General features: G+C 57.0%; 11 protein-coding genes. 7 read left to right on the plus strand and 4 right to left on the minus strand.

All coding sequences use genetic code 11. The features are described 5' to 3' along the window. The first annotated feature begins 34 nt into the window (after positions 1–34). Both AC6IY8_RS06065 and AC6IY8_RS06070 read left to right on the plus strand, forming a co-directional pair. Positions 35–1,186, plus strand: a complete 1,152-nt coding sequence (locus tag AC6IY8_RS06065; protein ID WP_497777840.1) for a DUF5666 domain-containing protein — start codon at positions 35–37, stop codon at positions 1,184–1,186. A gap of 48 nt (positions 1,187–1,234) precedes the next feature. Then, positions 1,235–4,051: a TonB-dependent receptor gene (locus AC6IY8_RS06070; RefSeq protein ID WP_497777841.1), complete on the plus strand. Its 2,817-nt coding sequence runs from the start codon at positions 1,235–1,237 to the stop codon at positions 4,049–4,051. Between the two features lie 197 nt (positions 4,052–4,248). Here AC6IY8_RS06070 and AC6IY8_RS06075 read toward each other — a convergent pair whose 3' ends face one another. The 3 genes from AC6IY8_RS06075 to AC6IY8_RS06085 are packed head-to-tail and all read right to left on the minus strand — an operon-like array spanning position 4,249 to position 11,761. Next, positions 4,249–7,365, minus strand: coding sequence for a multidrug efflux RND transporter permease subunit (locus AC6IY8_RS06075; RefSeq protein ID WP_497777844.1), 3,117 nt, complete (start codon positions 7,363–7,365; stop codon positions 4,249–4,251). After that, on the minus strand, positions 7,362–10,499 hold the full coding sequence (locus tag AC6IY8_RS06080) for a multidrug efflux RND transporter permease subunit (RefSeq protein ID WP_497777846.1): 3,138 nt from the start codon (positions 10,497–10,499) through the stop codon (positions 7,362–7,364). Before AC6IY8_RS06080 ends, AC6IY8_RS06075 begins: the two co-directional genes overlap by 4 nt. Next, complete coding sequence (locus AC6IY8_RS06085; RefSeq protein ID WP_497777847.1) at positions 10,496–11,761, minus strand: MdtA/MuxA family multidrug efflux RND transporter periplasmic adaptor subunit; 1,266 nt, start codon at positions 11,759–11,761, stop codon at positions 10,496–10,498. Before AC6IY8_RS06085 ends, AC6IY8_RS06080 begins: the two co-directional genes overlap by 4 nt. 194 nt (positions 11,762–11,955) lie before the next feature. Between AC6IY8_RS06085 and AC6IY8_RS06090 the strand changes: the two genes are divergently transcribed. The 3 genes from AC6IY8_RS06090 (at position 11,956) to AC6IY8_RS06100 (ending at position 15,189) form a co-directional block, all read left to right on the plus strand. Continuing rightward, positions 11,956–12,660 carry a response regulator transcription factor gene (locus AC6IY8_RS06090; protein ID WP_497777848.1) on the plus strand — a complete coding sequence of 235 codons (705 nt, stop codon included), beginning with the start codon at positions 11,956–11,958 and terminating at the stop codon, positions 12,658–12,660. Next, on the plus strand, positions 12,657–14,078 hold the full coding sequence (locus AC6IY8_RS06095) for an ATP-binding protein (RefSeq protein ID WP_497777849.1): 1,422 nt from the start codon (positions 12,657–12,659) through the stop codon (positions 14,076–14,078). The genes AC6IY8_RS06090 and AC6IY8_RS06095 overlap by 4 nt, the downstream gene beginning before the upstream one ends. Positions 14,079–14,298: 220 nt before the next feature. After that, entirely contained in the window at positions 14,299–15,189 is an 891-nt protein-coding gene (locus AC6IY8_RS06100; RefSeq protein ID WP_497777851.1) for a dimethylarginine dimethylaminohydrolase family protein, read from the plus strand. 67 nt (positions 15,190–15,256) lie between these two features. Here AC6IY8_RS06100 and nagZ read toward each other — a convergent pair whose 3' ends face one another. Continuing rightward, positions 15,257–16,360 carry a beta-N-acetylhexosaminidase gene (nagZ, locus tag AC6IY8_RS06105; protein WP_497777853.1) on the minus strand — a complete coding sequence of 368 codons (1,104 nt, stop codon included), beginning with the start codon at positions 16,358–16,360 and terminating at the stop codon, positions 15,257–15,259. A 76-nt stretch (positions 16,361–16,436) separates the two neighbouring features. Here nagZ and AC6IY8_RS06110 point away from each other — a divergent pair, with 76 nt between their 5' ends. Continuing rightward, positions 16,437–17,684 (plus strand): magnesium transporter MgtE N-terminal domain-containing protein, encoded by a 1,248-nt coding sequence (locus AC6IY8_RS06110; RefSeq protein ID WP_497777854.1) that lies wholly within the window; start codon positions 16,437–16,439, stop codon positions 17,682–17,684. A gap of 125 nt (positions 17,685–17,809) precedes the next feature. Next, on the plus strand, positions 17,810–19,060 hold the full coding sequence (locus AC6IY8_RS06115) for an Nramp family divalent metal transporter (RefSeq protein ID WP_497777855.1): 1,251 nt from the start codon (positions 17,810–17,812) through the stop codon (positions 19,058–19,060). Positions 19,061–19,072 lie beyond the last annotated feature (12 nt).

Below are 19,072 nucleotides of genomic sequence, written 5' to 3' on the forward strand. Positions count from 1 at the left end.
GAAGCTTCTTAGGCCTCATATGTGGAGTGTTGCAATGAAGAAGAACATGTTGCAGGGTTTTGCTCTTCTGCTATTCCTCAGTTTCTGGTTAGGTTCTGTTTTTGCACAAGGTGCCCCGGCGGCCACGGCTGGAGCGAAGCAGCTTGGCTCGATTCGCAAGATCTCCGGCACGGAGCTGACGCTGGCAACAGATCAGGGAAGTGAGGTCGGCGTAAAGATTGCGGCGAATGCCCGCCTGTTGCGGCTTGCCCCTGGGCAGACGGATCTGAAGAGCGCGGCACAGATTCAGGCCACGGATTTGCAAGTAGGCGATCGCGTATTGGTCAGAGGCAAGCTGGCTGCCGATGGCGTGACGCTCGAGGCTGCGGCAGTGATCGTGATGAAGCAGCAGGACATTGCGCAACAGAGACAGCAAGAACTGCTGGATTGGCAGAAACGCAGCGTCGGAGGAGTGGTGAAGCAGGTTGACGCTGCCGCACAAACCTTCGAAATCTCGATTCCGAACGGCGGCGAAGCAAAAACTCTGACGGTTGTAACCACTGCGAAGACCACCTTCAAACACTACTCTCCAGCCTCCGTGAAATGGGAGGACGCGACGGCAGCGACGATCAACGATATTCATCCCGGAGATCAGGTTCGCGCAAGAGGGAACAAGAATAGCGACGGCACGCAGGTGGTCGCGGAAGAGATCGTCGCGGGGACGTTCCGCAACATTGCCGGGCTGATAACTACCGTCGATGCAGCGCAGAACACAATCACGGTTCAAGATCTCGCGACAAAGAAGCCTGTTGTAGTGAAGATAACCGCCGACTCGCAGATGAAGAAGCTGCCACCTCAGGCCGCTATGGGGCTGGCCATGCGCATGAAGGGCGGTGCAGCGGCGCGTCCAGTGTCGCAGAGCACAGCACCCGCAGCCCCTGCCGCTGGAGCCGCAAATGGCGATCACTCGCGAGGTGGAGACCTGAACCAGTTGTTGGGAAAGCTGCCTGCGGCGACACTTGCAGACCTGCAGAAGGGCGAGGCCGTGATGATTCTGAGCACACAGGGGTCTGCGACACAACCGCCTACGGCAGTTACTCTGCTGGACGGTGTTGAACCGATTCTTACGGCTGCTCCCGCGGGGAGTGGCGTGCAGTCATTCCTAACGCCGTGGTCCCTAGCAGGCGCGCCGGGCGGCGAGCAGTAGATAGCAGTCAAGAAATCTTACGAGTTGGTATTTCTGGAGAGTACGAAATTGAGTACTTGTAGACGAATTGCGTTCTTAATTTTAGTTGGCATTCTGGCTACGGTTACTTTTGCCCAGACCGTGAACAAGCGTGGAAGTTTGCATGGGCAGGTTACCGATCCTTCGGGCGCCGTAGTAGTGGGCGCATCGGTAACGGTCACTACGGCGGATGGCCAGACACAAAAGGCCGTGAGCGACAAGCAGGGAAATTATTCGGTGGAAGGCGTGCCTGCGGGCAACGTGAATGTTAACGCGATGGCAGGCGGCTTTTCAGCCTACTCAATGCCGAACGTGATCATTCCAGCCGGAGCGTCGCAGCAGCTGGATATCGCGCTCGGAATCGCCGTAAAGCAGGAACAGGTCACTGTACAGAGCGAGAGCACAACGGTCGATCTGAGTCCGGCAAACAATGCGAACTCGACGGTTCTGAAGGAAAAGGATCTTGATGCTCTGTCGGATGATCCCGACCAACTTGAGCAGGATCTTCTCGCATTGGCCGGTCCTTCAGCAGGTCCAAACGGAGGACAAATCTACATCGACGGTTTCTCCAATGGGACGCTGCCTCCGAAGTCTTCCATCCGCGAAATCCGCATCAACCAGAATCCGTTTTCGTCACAGTATGACCGTCCAGGTTTTGGACGAGTGGAAGTGTTTACCAAGCCCGGCACGGACAAGTGGCACGGCCAAATGATGGTGAACGGGAACGACAAGGTGTTCAATTCCCGTAATCCATATATTTACAGCAGCATTCCGGATTATCACTCTGTGATCTATTCCGGAAGCGTTGGTGGCTCGATCACGAAGACGACTTCGGCTTTCGTGAACCTTGAGCACCGCAATATTGACGAGACATCGCCAATTGTCGCGACGGTTCTTCAGGATGGAAGTGAAACTTCCTACTCGAAAGCGGTGCTGACGCCGCGAGCGCGCACGAATTTCAGTCCGCGCTTCGATTGGCAGATAACTCCTGGAAACACGCTCACGACTCGATACCAGTTCATGCAGAATGATGAACAAAATCATGGTATAGGTGGATTTGCGCTTGAGAGCCGTGGTTACCGCAACAGCCAGACTCAACATCAGTTTCAGGTGAGCGACACACAAGTGCTCAGCTCGAACATGATCAATGAGACGCGGTTCCAGTTCATTCGCGACACCAACGAGCAGAAAGCGAATCTGCCCGGACTGCTAGCCATCAACGTGACGAACGAATTCACAGGCGGCGGCAACACGGTCGGACAGAGCTGGGATCACGCGAACCGCTATGAGTTGCAGAACTACACGTCATGGTCGAAGGGCAAGCACTTCGTGAAGTTCGGTGGACGGCTCCGCGTGACGCAGGATACGAATCAGGCGGACTCGAACTATAACGGAACGCTTACCTTTGACAGTCTTGCCGACTACAAAAATGGTTTGGCTTCGCAGTTCACGATTACGCAGGGAAACCCGCTCGCGCGGGTTTCATGGGCCGATGCTGGTCTCTATGCTGAAGACGACTGGAAGCTGCGTCCGAACCTGACCTTGAGTTATGGATTGCGTTTCGAGACTCAGAGCGGCATCAGCGATAAGGGAGACTTCGCGCCGCGCATCGGGTTGTCGTGGGGTCTGGGCAGTGCGAAGAGCGCACCGAAGACCGTGCTGCGGGTAGGGTACGGCATCTTCTATGACCGTTTTGGCTCGGACCTGGTGATGCAGGCGCAGCGCTTTAACGGCGTCATCGAGCAGCAGTACACCTACACGAACGTACAGTGTGCACCGGAGCCGACGCTGGCAAGCGACTGTCCTCAGATCAACGCGTCTGTGGCATCGCAGGGCCTGTATAAGATCAGCCCGAGGCTACGCACTCCGTACAACATGCAGACGGCGGTGAGCCTGGAACAGCAGATGGGCAAGTACGGCACGGTATCGTTGACGTATCTGAACTCGCGCGCCCTGCACCAGTTCATCACGGAAAACATCAACGCCCCGCTTCCGGATGGGCAGCGCGCCCTCGCCGTCGATTATGGCGATCAGAACATCTATCAATACACGTCTGAGGCGATCTACAAGCAGAACCAGTTGATCACCAACGTGCAGTTCCGGGTATCGCAGAAGGTCAGCATTATGAGCTTCTACGCATTTGGATACGCCAACACCAACAATAACGGTAACCCGTCAAACCAGTTCAACCTGCATCAGGATTATGGCCGCGCGCCATATGACGTTCGCAACCGGTTGTTCCTGAGTGGATCGCTTACGCTTGCACACGGCATTCGCTTCAGCCCCTTCATCCTGGCGAACTCGGGCATTCCGTACAACATCGGAATCGGCGAGGACGTGAATGGAGATACCTTCTACAACGACCGCCCGGCATTTGCGACAGCAGCGAGCAATCCTGATTACGTGAAGTACGGGAAATTCGATGTCGATCCAAACTCCAAAGCTCCGCGAATTCCTATTAACTATGGACGCGGACCGGCGAACGTGACTGTCAATCTGAGGGCTTCGAAAACGTTTGGCTTCGGCCCGGAGACAAACAAAGCAGCAGGGCAATCGCAATCGCAGGGAAGCCGCGGCGGCGGTCAGGGACGTGGTGGGCAAGGCGGCGGATTCGGAGGCCCGGGGCGTGGGATCGGTTCGATCTTTGCAGACGCGAACACGTCGCGGCGTTTCAACCTAACGATCACGGCCATGGCACGCAATCTGTTCAACACATGGAATCCAGGACTGCCAGTCGGGACCCTGAACTCCACCTCGTTTGGACACTCGACCAGCTTGGCAGGAGGTCCCTTCTCCGCGGGAACAGCGAACCGGCGGTTCGATCTTCAGGCGACGTTCTCGTTCTAGCGTTCTCGCAAAAGCACGTAGTTTGGGGCGGCTTCGGCTGCCCCATTTATTTGCAGTGAAGAACAGCTCTCTATCAGTTCATCTCAATGGCGGGCGTGAGCGGTCATTGAGGGTTCTGTCTACGACTCGCGGCTAAAGGGCAGTGTGGAGGCGGATTCCTTCGGCGTGATGCCGTAGGAGTGCCTCCACGTCTCAGTCTAGTTGGCAGGAGTCGCGATTGGTTCTGCTGTGCGATTACCGATCTTCTTGCTCTGAAGCCACAGTTGGAGCTTATCGAGATAGAGGTACACGACTGGAGTGGTATAGAGCGTCAGTAACTGGCTGAAGAGCAATCCACCGACGATTGCGATTCCGAGCGGCCTCCGCAGTTCGGAGCCCGTTCCGGTGCCGAGTGCCAGAGGAACCGCTCCGAGCATGGCCGCCATGGTGGTCATCATGATGGGACGGAAGCGCATGATGCAAGCCTGGAAAATGGCGTCTTCGCTGTTCTTGCCGTGGTTGCGCTCCTGATCGAGAGCAAAGTCGATCATCATGATGGCGTTCTTCTTCACGATGCCGATGAGCAGAATCACACCGATGATGGCGATCACACTGAGGTCGGTGTGGAAGAGCATGAGTGCGAGAATGGCGCCGACACCAGCCGAAGGCAGAGTCGAGATGATCGTCAGCGGATGAATCAGGCTCTCGTAGAGGATTCCGAGCACGAGATACACAGAGACGAGCGCTGCAAGAATGAGCCATTTTTCATTCTTGAGCGAATCTTGGAACGCGGCGGCTGTTCCTTGAAAGCTGCCATGAATCGCTGACGGCATGCCGATCTCGCGTTGCGCCTGATCGATGATGTGGGTCGCCTCGCCCAAAGAGACTCCCTCGGCGAGGTTAAAGGACAACGTGATGGCAGGGAAGAGTCCCTGGTGATTCACACTCAGGGGCGTGCTCGACGGTCCGAACTTGGCGAAAGCAGCCAAGGGTACGGTCGCTCCAGTGTGCGATTTCACGCGAACGGTTTGCAGCACGTCCGGCGAATGGTTTAGCCGCGGATCCATCTCCATTACAACGCGGTACTGGTTGAGTGGGCGGTAGATGGTGGAGATGATTGCCTGGCCAAATGCCTGATAGAGGGCGTTATCAACCTGATCGGAGGTGACGCCGAGGCGCGCGGCAGCATCGCGGTCCACGGTCACGTCCATTTCGAGGCCGTGAATCTGCTGGTCGCTGTTGACTTCCTTCAACTGCGGCAGGGTCTTGAACTTTTCCAGCAGCCGAGGAGCCCACTCGTTCAGCTGCGCAAGGTTATCGCTCTGAAGCGTGTACTGGTATTGCGCGTTCGCTTGGCGTCCGCCGATCTGGAGTTCCTGTGCGGATTGCAGAAACAGCGACGCCCCCGGTACCTGCGCGAGCTTCGGTCGGAGCCGGCCAATGATCTGATCGCTGGTGACGTGGTTTCGCTGGTCGAGCGGCTTGAGCGTCATGAACATGCGTCCGGAATTGTTCGCGGACGTAGAGCTTCCGGCAAAGCTGATGATGTTCTCGACCGCTGGGTCCTTACGAATGATGGACACGTATGCGTCCATCTTGTCGTGCAGAGCCGTGAAGGAGATGTCCTGCTGCGCTTGTACGCCGCCGCCGATGCGTCCGGTGTCCTGCTGAGGGAAGAACCCCTTGGGCACGATGATGAACAAGTAAATGTTAAGCGCGATCGTGATCATCAGCGTGGCAAGCGTCCATTGGCGATGGCGCAGTACGAAGCGAAGTGAGCGGCCATAACCGCGATTCATTGCTTGGAATACGCGCTCGCTCCAGCGGTACATCGCTCCATGCGACTCTTCCTGCCTGGTACGCAGAAGCCGCGCGCAGAGCATGGGAGAAGTGGTTAGCGAGACCACGAGAGACACAAGGATCGCGGCTGAAAGCGTTACGGCGAACTCATGGAATAGGCGTCCGACGATTCCTCCCATGAGCAGAATGGGGATGAAGACAGCAATCAGCGACAGGCTAATGGTGATAACCGTGAAGCCGATTTCCTTCGCGCCTTTCAGCGATGCCTCAAGCGGAGTCATCCCATCCTCGACATGACGCATTATGTTCTCGATGACAACGATGGCGTCATCCACGACGAAGCCGGTCGAGATGGTAAGGGCCATCAGCGACAGGTTATCGAGCGAGTAGTGGAACAGGTACATCACTCCGAAGGTGCCCACAATCGAGAGTGGCACGACGATGCTGGGGATGAAGGTGGCGCGCAGGTTTCGCAGAAACAGGAACACTACCATCACGACGAGCGCGACGGAAATCATCAGCGTGTACTCGACGTCGTGAACCGAAGCGCGAATGGTCGTGGTGCGATCGAGCATCACTTTGAGGTGCGCCGAGGCGGGGATCGAAGCGCTTAGCTGTGGCAGCAATGCTTTAACACGGTCGACCGTGGCGATGATGTTCGCCCCTGGTTGGCGGAATACGATGAGCATCACGGCGGGCTTACCGTTCATGTTGCCGGCGTTGTGGGTGTCTTGAACCGAGTCCTGTACGTCAGCTACATCGCCGAGGCGAACGGGCGCGCCGTTCTTGTACGCGACGATGATCGGGCGATATTGCGCGGCTTTGGAAATTTGATCATTTGCGGCAATTGACCAGGTATGTTGCGGGTCAGAGACTTGGCCTTTGGGCCGGTTCGCATTTTGATTGGCAACCGCGGTGCGCACCTGATCGAGTCCGACGCCGAGATTATTCAGCAGCAGCGGATTGGCCTCAATGCGAACCGCAGGCGTGGATGAGCCACCGACGAACACCTGTCCCACGCCTTCGACTTGTGCGAGCTTCTGCGAAAGGATCGAATCGCAAATGTCGTATAGGCGGTCGAGGGTGAGCGCGTCGGATTGCAGTCCAAGGATGAGAATCGGCGCGTCGGCAGGGTTGACCTTGCGGTAGCTTGGATTGCTTGGGAGGTTGGCTGGCAACTGGCTGCGTGCTGCATTGATCGCGGCCTGTACGTCGCGAGCCGCCGCATTGATGTCGCGGTTCAAGTCGAACTGCAGGGTGATGTTGGTGGAGCCCTGCTGGCTTGCCGATGTCATTTGATTGACGCCAGCAATCCGGCCAAACTGCCGCTCGAGCGGGGTCGCTACGGATGACGCCATGGTTTCAGGGCTTGCGCCAGGCAGGGCAGCGCCTACCGAAATCACAGGGAAATCCACCTGCGGTAACGACGACACCGGAAGCTGGAAGTAGGCGAGTCCGCCTGCAAGCAGCAGGGCAATCGTCAGCAGCGTAGTCGCAATGGGCCGTTTGATGAACGGTTGACTGATACTGCTCATTGCTGCCCTTCCGAAGTGCTCAAGCGAGCCGCAGGAGCGGCGACTTCATTGTTGACTCTCGCTCTGCCGCGCTTGAGCGCCGAGCTCAGGCGCTCAAACCACAGGTACACGACAGGTGTGGTGTAGAGCGTAAGTATTTGGCTGAAGAGCAGTCCGCCGATGATCGTGACACCGAGCGGGCGGCGTAACTCGGATCCGGTGCCGGAGCCAAAAGCAAGCGGCACGGCGCCGAAGAGCGCTGCCATGGTGGTCATCATGATGGGGCGGAAACGCAGGAGGCAGGCCTCATAGATCGAGTCGTGAGGCGACTTGCCTTCATTGCGCTCAGCATCGAGCGCGAAGTCGATCATCATGATGGCGTTCTTCTTGACGATGCCAATCAACAGGATGATGCCTATCAGACTGATGACACTGAGATCCATGCGCAGCAGGTAGAGCGCGAGGATGGCGCCTACGCCGGCTGAGGGCAGCGTCGAAAGAATCGTGACTGGATGGATGTAGCTCTCGTACAGCACGCCGAGCACGATATATACCGTCACGATTGCAGCAAGGATCAGCCAGCCTTCGTTTGCCAGAGAGCCCTGGAACGCCTTTGCCGTGCCCTGGAAACTGCCAATCACGCTCGGAGGCATTCCTATTTCGGCTTCGGCGCGCTTGAGATCCTGAACGGCCTGGCCGAGCGAGACACCGTCGGCAACGTTGAAGGACAATGTGACGGCAGGGAATTGTCCCTGGTGGTTGGAGGCAAGCGACGCCGGAGCGGTCTCGAAATGAGCGAAGGAACCGAGTGGTACCATCTGCCCGGTTGCGGACGCGACGTATATTTGCTTCAAGGCATCGGGGTCATCGCTGAAGCGCGGATCAACCTCAAGGATGACGTGATACTGATTCAGTTGCGTGAATATCGTTGACACCTGACGCTGTCCGAAGGCGTCGTACAGCGTGTTGTCAATGGATGCCATATCGACGCCGAGCCGTGATGCGGAATCACGATCGATGACGAGATTTGCAGCAAGGCCAGCGTTCATCTGGTCAGTGGCGACGTCGCGCATCGCGGGCACTGTCTTGAGCTTGGCAACAAGCTTGCCAGTCCACTCCGCTAAATCACGAGCGTCTGCCGACTCCAGCGAGTACTGATACTGGGTGCGGCTGACGCGATCTTCGACCGTGAGATCTTGCACGGGCTGCATATAGAGCGTGATGCCCGAGACGGACGCAACACGATTCTGCAAATGGGTGATGATTTCCGATGCGGTGGACTTGCGTTGGTCGCGCGCCTTGAGATTGATCTGAATACGGCCAGAGTTGGCTGTCGAGTTTGTGCCATCGATGCCGATGAACGACGACAGGCTCTCAACGTCAGGATCCTGCAGGATATCCTTCGCGAGCTGTTGTTGCAGACGCGACATTGCATCGAAAGACACCGACTGCGGTGCCTCTGAGATGCCGAGGATGACGCCCGTGTCCTGCACAGGGAAGAAGCCCTTGGGCACCGTATATGCGAGTACGAAGGTCAATGCAAGTGTTGCAACGGTGACCACCAGCGTTGCGGTCTGATGGCGCAGTACCCATTGCAGCGTGCGGCCATAGAACGCAATCGTCCTGTTGAACGCATTCTCGCTCCACTCGTACATGCGGCCGTGATTTTCGTTCTTTTTCTGCCTGAGCAAGAGCGAGCACATCATGGGCGTCAAGGTGAGCGAGATGAAGGCCGACATCAGGATAGCGACGCTCAAGGTGACAGCAAATTCGCGGAAGAGGCGTCCGACGATGTCTCCCATGAAGAGCAGAGGAATCAAGACGGCGATGAGCGAGACCGTAAGGGACAGAATCGTGAAGCCGATTTGTCCCGCGCCGCGTAGAGCGGCTTCCATGGGTGGCAAGCCCTGTTCGATGTAACGATCGATGTTCTCGATCATCACGATGGCATCGTCCACGACAAATCCGGTCGAGATGGTCAATGCCATGAGCGACAGGTTGTCGAGCGAATAGCCGAGCAGGTACATCACTCCGAAGGTGCCAACAATTGACAGCGGCACGGCGATGCTGGGGATGATCGTCGCCGAAAGCGTGCGCAGGAACAGGAAGATGACCATCACGACCAGCGCGATAGTCAGAATCATGGAGAACTGCACGTCGCGTACCGAGGCGCGGATCGTCTCAGTGCGATCCGTGAGCACCTGAACCTTGACGGAGGCCGGGAGGGCAGATTGTAGTCGGGGAAGCAGGAGCTTGATGCTGTCCACGACCTTGATTGTGTTTGCGCCGGGCTGGCGCTGGATGTTCATGATTACCGCGGGAGTGGTGTTCATCCACGCGGCCTGGCCTGTGTTCTCAACGCCATCAATGACCTGTGCAATATCGCTCAAGCGAACCGGGGCACCGTTCTTGTAGGCGATTACGACATCCCGATACTGATCGGCACTGTAGAGCTGGTCGTTAGAATTGATGGTGTAAGTCTGGCGCGTACCGTCGAGCTGTCCCTTAGCGCGATCTACGTTGACCTGGCCCAGAACGGTGCGTAGCTGTTCGAGGCTGATGCCGTAAGACGCTAGCGCCGTCGGGTTCGCCTGAATGCGCACGGCAGGCTTCTGCCCGCCGCTCAATGAAACCAGACCGACGCCCGGAAGTTGTGAGATCTTCTGCGCAAATGAGGTGTCCGCGAGGTCTTGAACCTTGGACAGCGGCAAACTGTCAGAGCTGAGCGCGAGCGTCAGGATCGGCGGGTCTGCCGGATTTACCTTGTTGTAAATCGGCGGGTTAGGCAGATCGGTTGGAAGGTATGTGCCAGCAGAATTGATCGCGGCCTGCACTTCCTGCTCGGCGACGTCGATGTTTTCATCGAGGTTGAATTGAAGGGTGATGACCGAGCTGCCAAATGTGCTGCTTGAGGTCATCTGGCTCAGGCCGGGAAGCTGTCCGAACTGGCGCTCCAAAGGCGCAGTGATGCTGGAGCCCACCACGTCGGGGCTCGCGCCGGGGTAGAACGTCGCAATCTGGATCGTTGGATAGTCAACCTGCGGCAATGCCGAGATTGGCAACTGCTTATAAGCGACGATGCCAACCAGGAGCAGACCGATCATCAACAGGGAGGTGGCAATCGGCCGCAGAATGAACGGCCGTGACAACGTCATCGATTGCCTCCCAAGTTCTCGGCGGTGCGAGTAGGTTTCGGAGCTGTTTCCGCTACCGGTTCACTGTTGGGACGGTGCTTGGCCTGGGGCGGTTGCTGCATGGCATTGGCCGGGGAACTGCCCTTAGGTGCTCCGGGATTTCTTGGCGTTACTGTGCTTCCGGCCTGTAGCTTGTCTTGTCCCTCGGTGACTACCTGCTGTCCTTCCTGCAAACCGGTGGCGATCAGGGCGATGTTTCCTTGCGTGAGGGCAATCGTCACGGGCTGGATCGTCACTTTATTGTCGGCGCCAACGATGTATGCAAGGCTTCCGTCAGGTCCGCGCTGAATTGCCGCCATTGGGATGACCAGTGCGTCCTTTGCGGTTGAGAGCTGCATGTGAATATTCACAAACTGATTGGGCCACAGGGCGCCGTCTTTGTTGTCGAACACGGCTTTTAGCTTAGCGGTGCCGGTGGTTACGTCGATTTGGTTGTCAACCGTCTCAAGGCGACCGGCGGCGAGCAGATTTTGGTCGTCCCGGCTGTAGGCCTCAACCTTGAGCGTTCCCTTGCGGCTCTGGGCGAGAACGGAAGGCAGTTGGTCCTCGGGAATGGTGAACACAGCCGAGATCGGCCTCATCTGGGTTACGACGAGCATTCCATTGGCGTCGGATGCGTGCACCATGTTGCCGGGATCAATGAGGCGAAGCCCCACACGACCGTCGATCGGCGAAATGATTCGGGTATAAGTCAGGTTCAGCTTGGCGTTCTCGATGGCTGCCTGATCCGCCTGCACCGTGCCTTCAAACTGGCCTGCGGAGGCCTGTTGGGTATCGAAATCCTGCTGCGCGACCACTCCGGCGGAGAGCAATGCTTTGGAGCGTGCGAGATTGGCCTTAGCGGTGTTCAATTGGGCCTGATCGCGAGCCAAATTCGCTTTCGCCTGCTCGAGAGCGACCTGATATGGGCGCGGGTCGATGACCGCGAGCAGTTGGCCCTTGCGCACATCCTGACCCTCACGGAAATTAACCGACATGATCTGCCCGTCAACACGGGTCTTGAGGGTCACCGTGTTGTAGGCCTGTACGGTTCCAAGGCCGTTGAGAATGATGGGCACATCCTGACGCAACACTGGAGCGACGCTCACCGGAACCGGCGCGCCTGCCCCATTTCGCCCTGGACCTCCCGCTCCAGCCTGCTTCCCACTGCTGGAAGACTTATTACAGGCGGTCACGGTGAAAAGCGATAAAATCGATAGGAAAACAGTGGTGCGGAACTTCATCTTGCCTCCGGGCTAAGTTTGCGAAAGGTAATACGGCCAGTGTCGCACTTTTCGTCCTCATTAGCATGAACCCCTAGAGCCCTTGGCGCGAGTAAAGACTCAGTGAAGGAACGTAAACTTTTGTGAACCGCGACGGATCAACTCGTAACAGTTCTTCACAGCCATTCCCACGGCTCTCGCGCAGAATGGATGACATGAGTCGAGTGCTCATTGTCGATGACGATCAGGGGTTAGTCTCACTGCTGCAGCGGTTTCTTCAAAACGAAGGCTTCCAGGTATTTGCCGTTTACGATCATAAGTCAGGACTGGAAGCAGCGCTGAGCGGTGAATACGATGTGGTGATCCTAGATGTGATGCTTCCAGGCGGGTCGGGATTTGAGCTGCTGAAGTCGTTGCGTACTCAATCGCGAATACCGGTGATTCTGCTCACCGCAAGAGGGGAGGCCGTCGATCGCATTCTTGGGCTTGAAATCGGAGCCGATGATTACGTTCCAAAGCCCTTTGATCCCCGCGAGCTTGTCGCGCGCATTCGCGCCGTGCTTCGCCGTGCGCTCGAGGCTCACAACGACGACCAGGGAGACGAATCGCTGACGGTGGGCGATATTTCGCTTTCGCTGCTGTCGCGTACGGCGGTATGTAATGGCGTTCCTGTGGACTTGACGGGCGCTGAATTCAACATGCTCGAGTTGTTGCTGCGCCGCGCAGGAATGGTGGTGACGCGCGAAGAACTGGCGCAAGCCGCGCTTGGACGACCACTAAGTGCTTTTGATCGCAGCGTGGATGTACACGTGAGCCGGTTGCGCAAGAAGCTCGGCTGCGTGCCGGATGGAGAAGAGCGTATCCGGCCCGTGCGCGGCATTGGATATTTCTACGCACTCTCGGCAAAGGTGGCCTCGTGAAAAGCCGTCTCTTCTGGAAGATATTCCTCCCCTTCTGGATATTGCAGACGTGCATCATGCTGTTTCTCGCCTATCGCATCCACGCCAGTTTTGGCCCCGACCGACCCTGGTGGATACAGCCGGAGCGTCGTGCTGTTCCTGTGCTGGCCCGCTATGCGACCTGGCGTTATGCCACGCGCGGTCAGGATGGGCTTCGCGAACTCCTGCAGGGAATTGCGCTGGAAAGGCGTTCGGCCTACTGGCTTTACGATGACAAACTAAACGAACTGAGCGGGCTGTGGCAGCCAGAGGATGCACATGATGCTATCCAGCGCGCACTGCAGAATTCGGGAATCTCTCGCGCGCGCCAGGGCACGTTCATTGTCGAAAAGCTGACTGACTCCAAGGGCCGCGTGTTTGTGTTTGCGGGCGAGTTCTTCTTCCCCCCATTGCTGCGCTCACTGCCGGGCAGCGTACTGGTGGTGATCCTTCTGACATCGCTTCTGACATCGCTGCTGTGCGCAGTTCTGGCGCAGTACATAACGAAGCCCATTGTGCGGTTGCGCGATGCTGCACATGCAATCGCGGGCGGCAATCTCGAAGCCCGGGCAGGGCTTTCCGACAGCACACGTCGCGATGAAATAGCCGACCTGGTGATTGACTTCGACAGCATGGCCACGGAAATTCGAAATCTGGTAGAGAGCAACAGACGAATGTTGATGGGAGCGTCGCATGATTTACGATCTCCAATCTCTCGCATTCGAGTTGCACTCTCGTTGGTGGCCATGGCCCCCGACAATGAGCGTAAGGAGTTGCTGGACCGCATCGAAGTCGAGCTGCTTCGACTGAACGAAATGATTGAACAGATCCTGACGGTTGCCCGCCTGGATAGCGGACAGTTGAAGCCTGCCTCGGAGCCGGTTTCGCTGAACAGGGTGATTGCAGAGGCCGTAGAAGATGCACGATTTGAAGCTAGCCAGTCTCAGGTAGGCATTCTTTACGATGAAAACTGGAGCGAAGTGACGGTCGTCGGTGAAGAGAACATGTTGCGGAGCGCGTTTGAAAACGTACTGCGCAATGCGATCTTCTACTCAGGCGTGGAGGGGTGCGTTCAGGTTACGGCAACGGCGGGCGATGGACTGGCGCGCATCTCAATACTCGATAACGGCCCTGGCGTGCCGGAAGCAGCGTTGCCGAAGTTGTTCGATCCATTCTATCGCGTGGACGACGCGCGCAATGCAACTACCGGCGGTAGCGGACTAGGACTTTCCATCGTGAGCAGGGCGGTCAAATTCCACGGCGGTTCCGTAGACGCTAGAAATGTCCAGCCGCACGGAATGGAAATTCTCATTAAACTGCCCGTTGTTCACGGCAATACCGCATCGACAAAAAGCGCTCCGGTTTCTGCCCCAATCACATCGAAGACAGCAACCGAATAGCTCGGACAGAAGCAATCCGAGACTTCAATTTGGAAAACGGAACTGAACGTATCGTTTCAATAAGTCGTATGTAAAGAAACGTGAACCACACAATCTCGTGTGATTTTCCTCACCGAGTTCCGCTCGGGAAGCAGCTACCATCCTCACGCAACCGGACATGTCCATCAGTTTGGGTCCTAGGCTTAAAGTGCCCGTCCGGGTAGTAGCCAGGAGCTATAGGGTGCTGCAAAGAAAAGGGATACCCGAGATTGGTCAGGAATATCAGGCTCCCAGCCTGACTCGCCAGATCAGCGACGTGCTGATGACGCGACCCGATTTCCTGGCGGTCGTGGAGGGAAGAAGCCCTCTTTCCCGCAGCAGCGCCAGCATCGATCCGTCTCTCGCAGTCGAGCAATGGAAAAACTTGTGCAGTGCCTTCAGGCGTGCGGGGCTGCAAATTGTTCTGGTGGATGCTAATCCTGTACTCGAGGACATGTGTTTCACGGCAACCCAGGCGTTCGTCGGAATCGACCGCGAAGAGCGATCCTTTGCCGTTCCGTCGCGTTTACTGCACAGCAAAAGGCGTGCGGAAGTAGAGATCTTCGAGCGCTGGTATGCGAAGCATGGCTACCGCATCATCGACCTTGAACTGAGCGACGGGGAGGTTCTGGAGGGTGCGGGGGATCTCGTCTGGAACACAGACTGGGAGTTCGTTTGGGCGGGTTACGGTCATCGCTCCACTTCGGCGGCAGTCGATCAGTTTGCGGCAATGATGGAGCCGATGGGTTTTGGAGTGCGAAAGCTGGAATTGGTGGACCCCTACTTTTTCCATCTGAACATGTGTCTGGCACCACTCGCGCCGGACTCGCTTCTGATCTATCCTGGAGCGTTTGCACCCGAGACTCTGGTGCGGCTTCGAAACCGGGCGCAGCTCTTCGAAGTGACTCGCGAGGAAGCCATGCATTTCATTTGCAATGGCGTGTCGGTGAATGGATACTACATAGCCCCGTGGATGAATAATCGCCTGCAGCGAGTTTTAGAGAAGCAGGGCTTAGAGCCATCGACGGTGACGGTTTCAGAGATTCAGAAGGCTGGCGGCTCCATCGCGAGCTTGAAAATGTTTCTCCCATAGAGTTTTTATAACTGCACTACTGCCTGACCGGGCGGCCTACCAAGGCCGCCCGAATTTTCTGCCGCGCTTAAACGGCGTTTGTGGTCAGGCGAATTTCCTCGCTGAACTTCCAGAGTTTTTGCCGCAGGCGATTTACCGTGGTTTCGCTTGGGGGAGCGGGCATCTTCTTGGTCAGAGCGGGCCACCGTTTCTTAGCCAGGAGAATGCGCTTGGCAGCCGTCTCAACCTTGGTGCGGAAACGCGAACTGCGCTCGGCCTCCTTGAGGATGGCTTCGAAGGCTCGCTCCACCAGCTCCTCGTTGTGGCACACGAGATACATGTCTGCTCCCGCGTTGATTGTCTGCACGGTGGCCTCTTCGATGGTAGCGACCTTCAACACGCCGCCCATCTCAAGATCGTCGGAGACCACGAGCCCGGTGTAGCCGATCTTCTTGCGCAAAACATCCGCGATCCACTTCTTGGAGATCGAAGCAGGCACGGCCTCTCCCGTGACTTCGGGGAACGCGCAGTGAGCCACCATGACGAAGGGCAGTTGGCGGGCCAGTGTGCGATAGGGAACGAGATCCTCAGCCCAAAGCGCCTTCCAACTCTTGCGAACGACGGGAAGCCCGTGGTGCGAGTCGAGATTGCCTTCTCCCAGACCGGGGAAGTGCTTTCCGCATCCAGCTACATCCACATCCTTTAAGCCACGGAGAAACTCGCTGGCGTAGGTGACTGTCTGTATGGGATCCTGCGAGACAGTGCGCGAGCCCATCACGTTCAGAGAGACATCGAAACGCAGGTCCAGCACGGGAGCGAAATCAACGTTGAAGCCCAGGGCGCTTACTTCGGCACCGATCAGATGGCCGTGCTCACGGAAATAGGGCTTGAGGTTCGCCTGCCAGACGTCCTGGACGCTCGGTGCTGGGCCAATGACATTCTTGAGGCGATCGACGGTGCCTCCCTCCATGTCCACACAGCGGAACAAAGGCAGCTCGGACTCCTTCTGCGCGGCCTTGAGCAGGGAATGGGTTTGTCGTGGGGATTCAATATTGCGGGCAAATAGGATGATTCCGCCAGGTTTGTAGTTCTTCAGGGCGGCACGGAGAGCCGGTGAGACTTCTGTTCCGTCAAAGCCGAAGGTCAACAACTGCCCGGCCAGCGTGCGCAGGTCCAATGATGTGCGTGCCATACACAGAGGATTGTAGCCCAAGGAGAGGTTTGGGTTTGTTGCCAATGCAATCCCGGGTTATGCTGGAGCGATGCCTGTGCTTGCACTATCGGACCTGTTGGGACTGCCCGTCTATGACTCGGACGCAGGCAGGCTGGGACGCGTGCGCGAAGTCGCGCTTGTTCCCCAGGAGGATCCGACGCGCATCTCTGCGCTGGTCGTGCGAACAGCCAAAGGCGATCGGCTCCTCGGCACAGACCTGTTGCGCACCGTCAATGGCGGAGTGCATACGGCTGCGCATACGGAAGAGCTTCCGAAGTATTCAAGCGGTGAAGGGATGCTCCTGCTGGAACGCGATCTGCTCGATCAGCAGATCATCGATATCCACGGGCGCAAGGTGGTGCGAGTTAACGATATCGAGCTGTCGCTTGACCGCGAGCCGCTGAGTTCGCAACTCGGACTGCATCTGCGCATCGCATTCGTCGACGCCGGGGCACGTGGCGCAATTCGACGTCTGCTGAAGGGAGTAATTCCTCGCCACACGCTTTCAACATGGTTGCAACGAATCCCTGCACGTAACATTCCGTGGGAATTCGTCAACCTGATCGAAACCGATCCCGCGAGGCGTGTGCGGCTGAAGATCTCGTCAGAGCGCGTGGCGCGTCTGCATCCGGCTGATATTGCCGACATCATCGAAGAGCTGTCTCCTGCCGAGCGCGATGCCGTCTTCCAGACACTGGACGAGGACGTCGCCGCGCAAGCGCTGGAAGAAATTGATCCGAAGCTTCAGGTGTCAATCCTCAACTCGATGGAGTCTGAGCGCGCTGCCGACATCGTCGAGGAGATGGATCCCGACGCAGCCGCCGACCTGTTGGCCGACCTGACAGAAGAACGCTCGGACGCGATTCTGCAGGAAATGGAGCCCGAAGAGCGCCAAGAGGTCGAAGAGCTGCTGGAGTTCGAAGAAGACACAGCCGCTGGCCGCATGACGACCGACTACATGGCACTTGCTCCGACGGCGCGCGTGCATGATGCGATCGACATGCTGAAGAAGTTTGATGGCGGACTCGAAAGCGTTAGCACCATCTTCCTCGTGGGTGAAAACGAAAAGCTGCTTGGTGCGGTACCGCTGGCGAATCTGATTGTTTCTCCCGCCGAGAAGCCACTATCGGAACTCACCCTCGATCCACTGATCTCGTGTTCGCCCGAGGCCGATGAGCGAGAGGTGGCTGAGATATTCGACAAATACAACCTGCTGACACTGCCGGTTGTGGATGAGAACGGTTCGTTGACGGGCGTGATCACGGCCGATGATGTGATATCGATGCTTCGATCGCAGTTGTAACGCTGATCGTTGTGGTAATTTCCTGCGAAATTGCTACATTTCCACCTCCCCGCCTTGAGCTTTCCCCTCCATGCAATTTATGCTGGCAATTCCGATGTAAATTCCTTCCCAACCCGGTTGAGTGAATGTCGAAGATGAAGCTGTGGAGAGTCCGACTTATGATGTTCCTGGCCGTTGTCGGCCCGGGCTTCATCACCGCAAACGTCGATAACGACGCTGGCGGCATCTGGACGTACTCACAGGCCGGTGCAGGATCTGGCTACGGACTCCTCTGGGTCATGATTCCTATGACCCTGGCGCTCATCGTCGTTCAAGAAATGACGGCCCGCATGGGTGCCGTGACCGGCAAGGGCCTCAGCGATCTCATTCGCGAAGAGTTCGGCTTCCGCATAACTTTCTTCCTCATGGTCGGATTGGTTATCACCAATTTCGGCAATGTGATGGCTGAGTTCGCGGGCATTGCGAGCAGTCTTGCGCTGTTTGGAATTCCTGTTTGGGTGAGTGTGCCGCTTTGTGCCGCGCTGGTGTGGGGCATGGTGGTGAAGGGCAGTTATAAGGCGATGGAGAAGGTGTTCCTAGTCGCCTCATTCATCTACCTGGCATATATCGTTGCGGGCGTTCTTGCCCATCCTGACTGGAAAGCCGCTGGACTTGCCACAGTCATGCCGCCCTCGCTGCATCTGTTCCGCGACAATAACTATCTCTACATGATTATTGCGGTGGTGGGTACGACCATCGCTCCGTGGATGCAATTCTATCTGCAGTCTTCGATCGTAGAGAAGGGAGTCACGGAAAAGCAGTACAGCGCCTCGCGTTTGGACGTTATCGTAGGGTGCGTCTTTACGGACGTGGTGGCGTGGTTCATTGTGGTCGCCTGCGCCGCAACGCTCTTCGTACACGGACATTACAAGATCAATGACGCCTCCGAAGCAGCGCAGTCACTACGGCCACTGGCAGGGAACTACGCATACATTCTCTTTTCCGTTGGACTGTTCAATGCTTCGCTGTTTGCCGCGTCAATTCTGCCGATCTCAACGGCGTATGCGGTGTGCGAAGGCTTGGGATTCGAATCTGGACTCGACAAGAAATTTAGTGAGGCGCCATTCTTCTATTGGCTCTATACCGGACTGATTGTCGCCGGGGCAGCCGTCATTCTATGGCCCAACCTGCCGCTGGTGAAGATCACGATCTTATCGCAGGCGGTGAATGGCGCCGTCTTGCCGTTTGTGCTGGTCGCAATGTTGTTGCTGATAAACAAACGTGAGTTGATGGGGCGCTATACCAACTCGCGATTCTTCAATATAGTGGCATGGGTCACGACCATCATCATGATCGTCCTGACAGCCGTAACGCTCTTCACAGGTAACAATCAGTAAGAAGGATCGCCA

It is taken from the genome of Koromonas soli (assembly GCF_059726265.1).